Raw genomic sequence first — 11,713 nt, forward strand, 5'->3', positions numbered from 1 at the left:
TTTAGACTTTGATTTTCACGCGCGAATCGTCTCAGGCTTCCGCAGGATTGGCGCACGGAGGACGCACATGAGGATCGGTTTCATCGGGCTTGGAAATGTGGGCGGCAAGCTCGCGGGCAGCCTCTTGCGCAACGGCCATGATCTCACGGTTCATGACCTCGACGCCGAGGCGCGCGGTCGCTTTGCCGCGCGAGGGGCCGGGGTTGTGGACAGCCCTGCCGCAATGATGCGCGCCTGCGATGCGGTCATCACCTGCCTGCCCTCTCCGGCGGCAAGTGCGGCCGTGATGGATGAGATGCTGCCCGAGATTGGCCCCGGCAAGATCTGGCTGGAGATGTCCACCACCGATGAGGCGGAGATTCGCAGGCTCGGGGCCGAGGTGATCGCGCGTGGTGGCGCGGCGGTGGATTGCCCTGTGTCGGGCGGGTGCCATCGGGCGGACACGGGCAATATCTCGATCTTCGCGGGCTGCGACCGTGCGACCTTCGAGCGCATCCTGCCGCTGCTCAAGACCATGGGGCGGCGCATCCTGCATACGGGCGAGTTGGGTAGTGCATCAGTGCTGAAGGTGATGACCAACTACCTTGCCACCGCCAACCTGCTCACGCTTTGCGAGGCGCTGGTGACGATGAAGGCGGCGGGCATGGATCTGGCCACGACCTATGAGGCGATCCGCATCAGTTCGGGCACGTCCTTTGTCCACGAGACCGAGAGCCAGGTGATCCTCAACGGCTCGCGCGATATCAATTTTACCATGGACCTTGTGCAAAAGGATATCGGCCTGTTTCAGTCGATCGCCGCGCGCCATGGCGTGCCGCTCGAAATCTCGCCCTTGATGATCGAGATATTCAAGGACGGTGCTGCGCGTTACGGCGCACGGGCGCAGTCCGATGACATCATAAGGCGGCTGGAAGAGGCCACCGGCCTCGACATCACCGCGCCCGGTTTCCCGGCCGAGATGGTCGATGACGAACCCGAAGAGCCCGGCTACGAGGTGCGCCCCAAGGGGCGGGAGTGATCTGACAGGTGGGCTTGGTAGAGCCCGGAAGGCCAGATCGTCAAGTTTCTACCATATGACACCAATGCGTGTTGGGGTCTTGCCGATACAGGATTCCCATGAAGGCGGCTTCATGGTTTTCTTTCTGCTGGCCAGATATGGAGAACCTCGCGCACCCCGTCGCGGGCGACGCCAAGCGTCACGTAAACGGCTTGTTCTTGACCATCCGGCTGTCAGCGTCGCGGATTTCGACCCTGAGCGCGTCAAAGAGCACGATCGGATACATCCGCTCCAGCGCCTGGCTCTGGCCTGAAGGTGATCTTGCGCAAGGGTCGGACTGCTCGCCATATTGGCGCGCATCTCGGCCTCGATCCGCGCCATGTCGGGTCGCATCCTGTCCGGGCCAGCGCGCATGACTAGGACGCAGTGGCCATCATCCGGGAACTCGTAAGCGCCGTGATCGTCATGCCCACGGAAAAAGGACTCGACGTGGTCGTCGAAGGATTCCTGGGGGCTATTCTGGGCGAAAACCCGAAATGTCGGGTTTTGATGGTAGCGGAGGAGGGACTTGAACCCCCGACACGCGGATTATGATTCCGCTGCTCTAACCAACTGAGCTACTCCGCCGGACCGCGTGCTAGCTAAGCCAGCCGCGCGGAGGCGTCAAGGGTGAAATTTCCGGTCCGGCGCGGTTGCCCGGAGTGTCATGCGCGCCAGTCGAAAAAACCCGATCCCGCTCGTTCCAGAAGCCGCGCGGCCATCTCGCGCCCAAGCGTCGCGCCGTCCGCGATCGGGGCGGTTGCGTCATCTGTGTGGCGTGCGCCGCCGTCGGGGCGCAGGATTTCGCCGCGCAGGCGCAGTGTGCCGCCGTCGAGTTCCGCAAGCCCGGCGATCGGCGTTTCGCAGGATCCGTCAAGCGCGGCGAGAAAGGCGCGTTCGGCGGCGAGGCGCTGGCCGGTCGGCTCGTCATGGATCGCCGCCAGCATGTCGGCGGCGCGATGATCGTCGGCGCGCCGCTCGATCCCGATTGCGCCTTGCGCAACTGCGGGCAGCATCACCTCGGGTTCGATCGCTGAGGTCGCCACATCGGCCCGCCCCAGACGGTTGAGACCCGCCATGGCAAGGAAGGTGCAGGCCGCTACGCCGTCTTCGAGCTTCTTCAGCCGGGTCTGGACGTTGCCGCGAAACTCCACCACCTCAAGATGTGGATAGGCCACCAGAACCTGCGCCCGCCGCCTGAGCGAGGAGGTGCCGACGCGCGCGCCTTCGGGCAGATCGGCGAGGCATGTCGCGCCGGGCGACACGAAGGCATCGCGCACATCCTCGCGCGGCAGGTAACAGTCGAGCGTGAGGCCCGCGGGCTGAAGAACCGGCATGTCCTTCATCGAATGCACCGCAATGTCGATGGCCCCCGACAAAAGCGCCTGCTCGATCTCGCGGGTGAAAAGCCCCTTGCCGCCGATCTCCTTGAGCGGGCGGTCGAGCACGCGGTCGCCGGTGGTCTTGATCACCGATATCTCGAATGCCGCCTCGGGCAGATCGAACGCTGCCTGCAGGCGCTGACGCGTCTCATGCGCCTGCGCGAGCGCGAGCGGAGAGCCGCGCGTGCCGATCTTGAGCGGGTGGGTCGGGGTGGGCATATCGCGTGTCATGCCTGCCGGTTTAGACGCGACAAAGAGGCGTGGCAAGCGCGCCGCGACTTGACAATGCGCGCTGTCAGGGGGACCACAAGGCAAACGGAGGATCCCATGCCCGAGACCAAGCCTATCCTGCGTGCGCTCCGCGGTGAAACGCTGTCTGTGCCCCCCATCTGGATGATGCGGCAGGCGGGGCGTTACCTGCCCGAATACCGCGCCACCCGTACGCAAGCGGGCGATTTCCTGTCGCTTTGCTACAACAGCGATCTGGCGACCGAAGTGACATTGCAGCCGATCCGGCGCTACGGGTTCGATGCGGCGATCCTCTTTGCCGATATCCTGCTTCTGCCGCAGGCGCTCGGGGCCGATCTTTGGTTTGAAACGGGCGAGGGGCCGCGCCTCTCGACGATCACCGACCGGGCGGGGCTTGACCGGCTGCGGCCTGTGGCGGAGATCCACGAGACACTTGGCCCGGTCTATCAGACCGTGCGCAATCTATCGGGGGCTTTGCCACCGGAGGTGGCGCTCATCGGGTTTGCCGGGGCCCCCTGGACCGTGGCCACCTACATGATCGCCGGGCGCGGCACGCCCGACCAGGGCCCGGCGCACGCGCTGAAAGAGGCGGACCGTCCGGTATTCGAGGCGCTTATCGACCTTTTGACCGAAGCGACGGTTGAATACCTCTCGGCACAGATCAACGCGGGGGCCGAGGTGGTCAAGCTGTTCGACAGTTGGGCGGGATCGCTCAAGGGCGCGGATTTCGACCGCTACGCCACCGAACCCGCCCGCCGCATCATCGCGGCGCTGAAAGAGCGGCATCCGGGCATCCCCGTCATCGCCTTCCCGCGCGAGGCGGGCGACAAATACATCGGTTTCCACAAGCAGACCGGGGCGGATTGCGTGGCGGTGGACGATTCGGTGAGCGCGGAATGGGTGGCCGCGAAGGTTCAGGTGGACGGCTGCGTGCAGGGCAACCTCAAGTCCTCGCATATGGTGACGGGGGGTGAGGCGCTGATTTCCGAGACGCGGCGCATCGTGACCGCCCTGAGCGGTGGCCCGCATATCTTCAACCTCGGCCACGGCATCACGCCCGACGCCGACCCGGACAATGTGCAGCGCATGATCGACGCGGTGCGGGGCGGCTGAGCATCACCCTGCCGGAAGAACGCGCCGGACCTTCGCCACGGCGGCGGCCACGGCTTCGTCAATCGTCATTTCCGAGGTATCGAGCAAAAGCGCATCCGCCGCCGGTTTGAGCGGCGCGGTGGCTCGCGCGCTGTCGCGGGCGTCGCGCTGGCGCAGGTCGTCGGCCACCTCTTCAAGCGTCACGGCATGGCCCTTTTGGGTCAGTTCCAGATGGCGACGGCGGGCGCGCTCGGCGTCGGTGGCTGTGACATAGAGCTTTACCTCTGCCTCGGGGCAGATCACCGTGCCGATGTCACGCCCGTCAAGCACAGCGCCGCCCGCGCGCCGGGCAAAGGCGCGCTGAAAATCGAGCAGGGCCTGACGTACCTCGGGGATGGCGGCCACGCGGCTTGCGGCCTGGCTGACTTCGGGGCTGCGCAGGTCGTCGGCGTCGAGATCCTCGGCGCGCAGGTTGCGCGCGGCCTCCACCGCCTCAAGCCCGTCAAGCATCCGCCGCCCCGTCGCGCGATAGAGCAACCCGGTATCGAGATGGGCAAAGCCGAAATGCGCGGCAAGCGCGCGCCCGATCGTCCCCTTGCCCGCCGCCGCCGGCCCGTCGATAGCGATGGTGAATGCCATGGTCTGCCCTTTCGGTGGACCCTCTTGCTAGCCGATCCACGCCCGGCCCTCAAGCATCGCTTGACGGGCGCGCGCGGGCGGGGCATCACCGCGCCATGCTGATCTACAAGATTTTCCGTGCGCCTGAATGGGCGGATTTGCGGGCGCACGGCGAGACGCTTGGCGCGCCGGTCGATTTGTCCGATGGCTTCGTGCATTTCTCGACCGCCGAACAGGCCCCCGAGACGGCGTCAAGACATTTCGCGGGCGAGGCGGGGTTGACGCTGCTCGCGGTGAACACTGACCGGCTTGGCGAGGCGCTTCGGTGGGAGCCGTCGCGCGGAGGCGCGCTTTTCCCGCATCTCTACCGCGAATTGCGGCTTTCCGATGTGGTCTGGGCGCAGCCCTTGCCGCTGGTCGAGGGCGCGCACCAATTCCCGGCGGGGCTGGCATGAGACCGGTGGAGCGGATTGGCCTTGGCCTTCTGCACCGGCTGGACCCGGAGCGCGCGCATGGGTTGGCGTTGCGCGCGCTCAGGTTGGGCCTTGCGCCGCAGCCGGGGCCGGTGACAGGCCCGCGTTTGCGCACCGATCTGGCGGGGCTGGCCCTGCCCAACCCGGTGGGCCTTGCCGCCGGTTTTGACAAGAACGCCGAGGCCCTTGGCCCGCTCTGCCGTGCGGGGTTCGGCTTTGTCGAGGTCGGGGCCGTGACGCCCCGCCCGCAGGAGGGCAATCTGCGCCCGCGCCTCTTTCGCCTGACCGAGGATCGCGGCGTGATCAACCGCTTCGGCTTCAACAACGAGGGGATGGAGGCCGTGGCCCTGCGGCTGGCACGGCGTCCGAAGGCCGGGATCATCGGCCTCAATCTTGGTGCCAACAAGGACAGCGCAGACCGCGCCGGGGATTTCGCGCGCGTGCTGGCGTATTGCGGCGCACATCTCGATTTCGCCACGGTCAACGTCAGCAGCCCCAATACAGAGCGTCTGCGCGATTTGCAGGGGGCCGAGGCGCTCTCGGCGCTGCTCGCGGGCGTGATGGCCGCGCGCGACGCGCAGGCGTGGCCCATCCCGGTGTTTCTCAAGATCGCGCCGGATCTGAGCGACGCGGAGCTTGCGGAAATTGCCGATGTGGCGCGCGAGAGCGGACTGTCGGGGATCATCGCCACCAACACGACGCTGGACCGGGACGGGCTGCAAAGCCCGCAGAGGGATCAGGCGGGTGGGCTGTCAGGCGCGCCCTTGTTCGAGAAATCCACGCGCGTTCTGGCGCGGCTGTCAAAGTTGACGGAGGGCAAGCTGCCGCTCATCGGCGTGGGCGGCGTCGGTTCGGCCGAGGACGCCTATGCAAAGATCCGCGCAGGCGCGAGCGCGGTGCAGCTTTATTCGGCGCTGGTCTACAAGGGGCTGTCGCTGGTGGGCGATATTGCGCGTGGGCTTGATGCGCTGCTGGCCCGTGACGGCTTTGCCAACGTGGCCGATGCCGTGGGCAGCAAACGGGAGGACTGGCTGTGATCACCTATTGGCACAATCCGCGCTGCTCGAAATCACGTCAGGGGCTGGCGCTCTTGCAAGAGCGCGGCGCAACGGTCGAGGTGCGGCGCTATCTGGAGAATGCGCCCTCGGTCGCTGAACTGCGCGCGGTGCTGGCGCAACTTGGCTGCGCGCCCTTGGGCATGATGCGCCCCGCAGAGGGACGGTTCCGCGACTTGGGTCTCACCCGCGACAGCGATTCGGAGACGCTGATCGCGGCCATGGCCGCGAACCCCATCCTGATCGAGCGCCCCATCGCCATTGCCGGGGGCCGTGCCGTAATCGGCCGCCCGCCCGAGGCGCTACTCACGCTCCTCTGAGCGCCGGAAGGCCGATCCCCGTTGCCTCGAACCCGCCATCGACGGCGATGATCTGGCCGGTGACATAGCTGGCGCGGCCCGAGCATAGAAAGGTGATCACCTCCGCAAGTTCCGCCTCGGTGCCATAGCGGTTGAGCGGGATCGCATCGTGATAGGCGGCGATGATGTCGGGGGTATGGACGGCCATGGCCAGCTTGGTTGCCACCGGGCCGGGGCAGACGCAGTTGACGCGCACGCCATATTCGCCCAGTTCCACCGCCTGTTGCAGCGTGAGATGCTTCACCGCCGCCTTTGAGGTGCCATAGGCCACCCTGAGCGTCGAGGCGCGCAAGCCCGATATCGAGGCGATATTGACGATCGCCCCCTTCGCGGCACAAAGCGCCTCGCGCAGCGCCTGTGACATCAGGAACACCCCGTCGAGATTGGTCTCCATCACCGTGCGCCAACGGGCGAAGTCGGTCTCGGCGATGGGGCCGAAATCGGCGACGCCGGCATTGTTCACCAGCGCATCTACGCTTTGGCAGGTATCGGCCACATAGGCGGCCATCTGATCCACCTCGGCAGGTTTCGACACGTCGCAGATCACCGGATCGACGCCTCTCAGCCCGACGGCGGCCTCCGTCAGCGCGGGCACGTCGCGGTCGATCATCACCACGCGCCAGCCCTGATCGAGAAAGGCCCGCGTGGTCGCCAGCCCGATACCGCGCGCGGCCCCGGTGACAATGGCGGTTCGTGTGGTGGTTCGTGCGGCGTGCTCTGACATGGCGCGGCTCCTGGCGGCGAATTCCGGCGCATCATGGCCGTGCATCGGCTGAGGTCAAGTGACAGACATGCACGGCATTGGACAGACCCCGCGCGCCGCGTTATGACGCGCGCATCGGAGATGGCATTTGACGGTCGGATTTTCAGGAGACCCGCGCATGGCAACGAAACTCTTCGGCACGGACGGGATTCGCGGTCAGGCGAACACCTGGCCGATGACCGCCGACATGGCGCTGCGGTTGGGCGCGGCGGCTGGGCGCTATTTCCGCACCGACAAGAAAGAACACCGCGTGGTGATCGGCAAGGACACGCGGCGCTCGGGTTACATGATCGAGTATGCGATGACGGCGGGCTTCACCTCGACCGGCATGAACGTGTTTCTGCTCGGGCCCGTGCCGACGCCCGCCATCGGCTATCTGACGCACGCCTTGCGCGCCGATGTTGGGGTGATGATCTCGGCAAGCCACAACCCCGCCGCCGATAACGGGATTAAGCTGTTCGGCCCTGACGGCTTCAAGCTGAGCGACGAGGCCGAGGCCGCCATCGAGCGGCTTCTAGAGAAGGGGGTCAGCCCGTCCGCGCCTGACAATATCGGTCGGGCGCGGCGCGTGGACGATGCGCGCGGGCGCTACGTGGAATATGCCAAGACCACCTTTCCCCGTGGTCGTCGCCTGAACGGGCTGCGCATCGTGGTCGATTGCGCCAATGGCGCGGCCTATCGCACCGCGCCCGAAGTTCTGTGGGAGTTGGGGGCCGAGGTGATCGCCCTGAACGTGGAACCCGACGGCTACAACATCAACCTCAATTGCGGCTCCACCCGGCCCGAGGCGGCGGCACGCAAGGTGCTGGAGACGCGCGCCGATCTTGGCATTTGTCTTGATGGTGACGCCGACCGCGTGGTGCTCATCGACGAAAAGGGCCGGGTGGCCGACGGCGATCAGTTCATGGCGCTGATTGCCACGCGCTGGGCGCGCGAGGGTCGGCTGGCGGGCGATACGCTGGTGGCCACGGTCATGTCCAATCTTGGGCTGGAGCGGCATCTGGCAGCGCAGGGCATCGCGCTCAGGCGCACGCCGGTGGGCGATCGCCATGTGGTCGAGGCGATGCGCGCGGGCGGGCACAACCTGGGCGGCGAGCAGTCGGGCCATATCGTGATGACCGATTACGCCACCACCGGCGACGGTCTCATCGGGGCGCTGCAATTTCTTGCCGCGATGGTCGAGACCGGCCAGAGGGCAAGCGCTCTGGCGCAGGTCTTCGAGCCGGTGCCGCAGCGGCTTGTCAATGTGCGTTATGGCAAGGGCAAGGCCCCGCTCAGCACCGACCTGGTGCAGAGCGCCGTGGCCGAGGCCGAGGCCGAACTGGGCAGCGAAGGGCGCCTTCTGATCCGCGCCTCTGGTACCGAGCCGCTGATCCGCGTGATGGCCGAGGCGACGGACGCGGGCGTTCTGGACAGTGTCATGAGGCGCGTCGTCGGCGCGGTCGAGGCAGCGTCCTGATCCTAGCCGTTCTCGCGCAGGATGCCGCCTGCGAGGTAGAGCGAGCCGCAGATCAGGATGCGTGCGCGCGGCTCCGTGGCCGCGATCTGTTGCACGGCGGCAAGCGCGCTTTCGGCGGTGTGCGCCTCCAGCCCCACGGCACGCGCGGCCTGGGCCGTGGCCTCGGCGGGCAGGGTTGCCGCCTCACCGGGGATGGAAACGGCGGTGAGGCTGGCGGCCTGCGCCGACAGCGGGCCTAGATAGCCCGCGATATCCTTGGTATTGAGCATCCCGCAGACCAGATGCGTGTGCCGGGGCGGCAGCGTCGCCAGATGCCGCGCCAGCGCCTGTCCGGCCGCGGGGTTATGGCCACCGTCAAGCCAGATTTCCGCCTCGCGCGCCGCCTCGGGGATCGGGCCTTGGGCAAGGCGCTGCATCCGGGCGGGCCAGAAGGCGCGCGTCACTGCTCCCTCAAACGCCGTCGGGCCGCGCCCGAGCGCGCGCAGCGCGGCTATCGCGGCCCCGGCATTATCCAACTGATGCGCGCCGGGCAGGTTCGGGAGCGGCAGATCGCACAGCCCGGCCTCGTCCTGAAAGACCAGCCGCCCGCGCTCTTCCCAGACATGCCAGTGCTGGCCTTGGGCGATGAGCGGCGCGCCAAGGCGCGCGGCCTGCGCCTCGATCACGGTCATTGCGTCGTCCTCCTGTGGGCCGACGATGCACGGCACCCACCGCTTGATGATGCCCGCCTTCTCGCCCGCGATCCTGGCCAATGTGTCGCCAAGATAGCCCTCATGATCCATCGACACCGGCGTGATGACGGTAAGCGCGGGGCGGGCGACGACGTTGGTCGCGTCAAGCCGCCCGCCAAGCCCCACCTCCAGCAGGGTGACATCGGCGGGCACGCGGGACATGGACAGAAGGGCCGCGCAGGTGGTGATCTCGAAATAGGTGATCGTCTCGCCGCCGTTGGCGGCATAGCATTCGTCCAGGAGCGCGGTCAGGTCATCTTCGGAAATGAGCGCCCCCGCCAGCCGGATCCGCTCGTGGAACCGCGCGAGATGCGGCGAGGTATAGGCATGGACGCGCGCGCCCTCGGCCTCCAGCCCTGCGCGGATCATCGCCTGCGTGCTGCCCTTGCCATTGGTGCCCGCGATATGGATGACGGGCGGCAGGGCGTCCTGCGGATTGCCGAGCGCATCCAGAAGCCGCCAGACCCGATCAAGCGTGAGGTCGATGATCTTGGGGTGCAGCGCCATCATCCGGGCAAGGATGATGTCCGATCCGGGCGCAGTCATTTCTGCTCGGAACCCTGCTTCTCGGCCTTTGCGGGCCGCGTCGCCTCGGGTGCGGGCAGATCACCCTTGACCGCAGGCGGCAGGCCCATGAGCATCCTTGTGATGGTGATGAGCTCCTCGCGCAGCGCCGTGCGCGGCGTCACCCGGTCGAGCATTCCGTGCTCCAGCAAATATTCGGCGCGCTGGAATCCCTCGGGCAGCTTCTCGCGGATGGTCTGTTCGATGACGCGCGGCCCGGCAAAGCAGATCAGCGCGCCCGGTTCGGCAATCTGGACATCGCCCAGCATCGCATAGGACGCGGTGACGCCGCCGGTGGTGGGATGGGTCAGCACCGCGATATAGGGCAGCCCCGCCTCGCGCAGCATCTGCACAGCGACGGTGGTGCGCGGCATCTGCATGAGCGACAGGATCCCCTCCTGCATCCGCGCGCCGCCGGCGGCGGAAAACAGGATCAGAGGGCGCTTGTGCGTCACCGCCGCTTCGGCGGCGGCGATGATCGCATTGCCCACATACATGCCCATGGAGCCGGCCATGAAGCTGAAATCCTGTGCCGCGGCGACAATGGGGGTGCGCCCCATCTCGCCCAGGGCCACCAGCATCGCCTCTTTCTCGCCGGTCTCCTTCTGCGCGGCGCGCAGACGGTCGGGGTATTTCTTCTGGTCGCGGAAATGCAGCGGGTCGGTCGTAGGCGCGGGCACCTCGATCTCCGAGAACACGCCGCCGTCGAAAAGCGCGGCAAAGCGGTCGCGGGGTGAGATCACCATGTGATGCCCGCACTGGGTGCAGACGTTGAGATTGTCCTTCAACTCGCGGTGGAACAGCATTGTGCCGCAAGCGTCGCATTTGGACCATAGGTTCTCGGGGATCTCGCGGCGCGAGAAGATCGAGTTGATGCGCGGGCGCACATAATTAGTGATCCAGTTCATCGCGGGCCGGTCCCTGTCATTTGGTCTTAGAGTGTCACTTAAGCGGGGCGCGCCGCAAATGCAATCAGCCGCGCAGCGCAAGCCTTATGGCCAGCCAACTGCACAGCAGGATCAGGAAATCCAGCGGCATGAGCGCCAACACTGCCTCGCTTTCCTTCAGCGAGAACGGATAGGCATAAAGGGCAAGCCCGTCAAAGCGGCCCTGTGGCGCGGCGACAAGGATCGCACTGACATTGTTGACCAGATGCAGGGCCACGGCGGGGGCAAGCGTGCCGAACCTTGCCGTCAGGTCGCCTGCGGCCAGAGCAAAGACAGTCGCCCAGCCCGCCACCAGCCACGATGTTGCGCCGTGGCTTGCCGGATCGAAATGCAGCATGCCGAAGACGATCGACGGCAGCGCCAGCCAGACGATGGGCGAGGCGAAGCGCGCGGCCAACTGACTTTGGAGATACCCGCGAAAGACCACCTCTTCGGCCAGCACCTGAAGAAACAGCGCCAGCAGTGCCAGCGGCAGGAACCTGATCCAGGTGGACAGCGCCAGGTTGGGTGCAAGGTCCATGTTCTCGGGCAGGGGAACGACGATGATCACCGTGTAAAGCATCACGAGCGCCACAAGGGCGCGGCGGAATTGCCAGAGCGCGGGCGCGACCGGGCCGATGACGCTTGGCAGGCTGCGCCGGTGCACGCGCCAGAGGCTGATGGCCAGCGCGGCGATCAGGAGGGCGAAGATGAACAGGTTGACCAACACCCCCGCGGGGGTTGTCGCGCGCTCGACACCGGGGGCGATCCGCGCCCAGACCTCGGCCCCGAACAGCACGGGCAAGGCCAGCGAATAGATGACGCTCAGGATCAGGAACAGCACTACCGTCACGGCGATGCCCGCCATCAGCCGCCCAAGCCCAGCCGAGGGCCGCGCCGGGGCAACAAGGGTTTCATGAGCCGCGTACCGCATGGCCGCGACGCTAGCGGGCGGCGCGCGGCGATGCAATCGGCTTGCCCCGCCTGCGGCTCTGGCCTAGACCGA

At 66.7% G+C, this 11,713-nt stretch carries 12 protein-coding genes, 1 tRNA gene and 1 pseudogene; 6 read left to right on the top strand and 8 right to left on the bottom strand.

From position 1 onward, the window contains the following. The first annotated feature begins 67 nt into the window (after nucleotides 1–67). Nucleotides 68–1,018, top strand: a complete 951-nt coding sequence (locus KAK09_RS04610; RefSeq protein WP_210877683.1) for an NAD(P)-dependent oxidoreductase — start codon at nucleotides 68–70, stop codon at nucleotides 1,016–1,018. A 116-nt stretch (nucleotides 1,019–1,134) separates the two neighbouring features. Here KAK09_RS04610 and KAK09_RS19100 read toward each other — a convergent pair. The 3 genes and pseudogenes from KAK09_RS19100 to hemC all read right to left on the bottom strand — a co-directional run. After that, nucleotides 1,135–1,304 (bottom strand): annotated as a pseudogene (locus KAK09_RS19100) (transposase); the annotation flags it as partial. A gap of 243 nt (nucleotides 1,305–1,547) precedes the next feature. Further along, nucleotides 1,548–1,624: transfer RNA gene (locus KAK09_RS04615), tRNA-Met, on the bottom strand. Between the two features lie 77 nt (nucleotides 1,625–1,701). Beyond that, on the bottom strand, nucleotides 1,702–2,649 hold the full coding sequence (gene hemC / locus KAK09_RS04620) for a hydroxymethylbilane synthase (RefSeq protein ID WP_210877684.1): 948 nt from the start codon (nucleotides 2,647–2,649) through the stop codon (nucleotides 1,702–1,704). 96 nt (nucleotides 2,650–2,745) lie between these two features. On the opposite strand from hemC, the gene hemE reads away from it, so the two are divergent. Beyond that, on the top strand, nucleotides 2,746–3,780 hold the full coding sequence (gene hemE / locus KAK09_RS04625) for a uroporphyrinogen decarboxylase (protein WP_210877685.1): 1,035 nt from the start codon (nucleotides 2,746–2,748) through the stop codon (nucleotides 3,778–3,780). A 3-nt stretch (nucleotides 3,781–3,783) separates the two neighbouring features. Here hemE and KAK09_RS04630 read toward each other — a convergent pair whose 3' ends face one another. Then, complete coding sequence (locus tag KAK09_RS04630) at nucleotides 3,784–4,398, bottom strand: (d)CMP kinase (RefSeq protein WP_210877686.1); 615 nt, start codon at nucleotides 4,396–4,398, stop codon at nucleotides 3,784–3,786. Between the two features lie 95 nt (nucleotides 4,399–4,493). On the opposite strand from KAK09_RS04630, the gene KAK09_RS04635 reads away from it, so the two are divergent. Genes KAK09_RS04635 through arsC form a run of 3 tightly spaced genes read left to right on the top strand, consistent with a single transcriptional unit; the run spans nucleotide 4,494 to nucleotide 6,225 of the window. Next, nucleotides 4,494–4,832, top strand: coding sequence for a DUF952 domain-containing protein (locus KAK09_RS04635; RefSeq protein WP_210878021.1), 339 nt, complete (start codon nucleotides 4,494–4,496; stop codon nucleotides 4,830–4,832). Next, nucleotides 4,829–5,887, top strand: coding sequence for a quinone-dependent dihydroorotate dehydrogenase (locus KAK09_RS04640; protein WP_210877687.1), 1,059 nt, complete (start codon nucleotides 4,829–4,831; stop codon nucleotides 5,885–5,887). Before KAK09_RS04635 ends, KAK09_RS04640 begins: the two co-directional genes overlap by 4 nt. Continuing rightward, a complete protein-coding gene (gene arsC / locus KAK09_RS04645; protein WP_210877688.1) occupies nucleotides 5,884–6,225 on the top strand; it encodes an arsenate reductase (glutaredoxin) in 342 nt (113 codons plus the stop codon). The genes KAK09_RS04640 and arsC overlap by 4 nt, the downstream gene beginning before the upstream one ends. Here arsC and KAK09_RS04650 read toward each other — a convergent pair. Further along, complete coding sequence (locus KAK09_RS04650) at nucleotides 6,212–6,988, bottom strand: SDR family NAD(P)-dependent oxidoreductase (protein WP_210877689.1); 777 nt, start codon at nucleotides 6,986–6,988, stop codon at nucleotides 6,212–6,214. The genes arsC and KAK09_RS04650 overlap by 14 nt on opposite strands. A gap of 157 nt (nucleotides 6,989–7,145) precedes the next feature. Here KAK09_RS04650 and glmM point away from each other — a divergent pair, with 157 nt between their 5' ends. Next, nucleotides 7,146–8,486, top strand: coding sequence for a phosphoglucosamine mutase (gene glmM / locus KAK09_RS04655; RefSeq protein ID WP_210877690.1), 1,341 nt, complete (start codon nucleotides 7,146–7,148; stop codon nucleotides 8,484–8,486). Between the two features lie 2 nt (nucleotides 8,487–8,488). Here glmM and KAK09_RS04660 read toward each other — a convergent pair whose 3' ends face one another. From KAK09_RS04660 to KAK09_RS04670, 3 genes are all read right to left on the bottom strand, one after another. Further along, nucleotides 8,489–9,763, bottom strand: coding sequence for a bifunctional folylpolyglutamate synthase/dihydrofolate synthase (locus KAK09_RS04660; RefSeq protein WP_210877691.1), 1,275 nt, complete (start codon nucleotides 9,761–9,763; stop codon nucleotides 8,489–8,491). Continuing rightward, nucleotides 9,760–10,689: an acetyl-CoA carboxylase, carboxyltransferase subunit beta gene (gene accD, locus KAK09_RS04665; RefSeq protein WP_210877692.1), complete on the bottom strand. Its 930-nt coding sequence runs from the start codon at nucleotides 10,687–10,689 to the stop codon at nucleotides 9,760–9,762. The genes KAK09_RS04660 and accD overlap by 4 nt, the downstream gene beginning before the upstream one ends. Before the next feature lie 64 nt (nucleotides 10,690–10,753). Then, nucleotides 10,754–11,641: a CPBP family intramembrane glutamic endopeptidase gene (locus KAK09_RS04670; RefSeq protein ID WP_210877693.1), complete on the bottom strand. Its 888-nt coding sequence runs from the start codon at nucleotides 11,639–11,641 to the stop codon at nucleotides 10,754–10,756. Nucleotides 11,642–11,713: the final 72 nt, after the last annotated feature.

Origin of the sequence: Roseovarius autotrophicus (assembly GCF_018069895.1) — a bacterium.
GTDB classification, from domain to species: Bacteria; Pseudomonadota; Alphaproteobacteria; order Rhodobacterales; family Rhodobacteraceae; genus Roseovarius; species Roseovarius autotrophicus.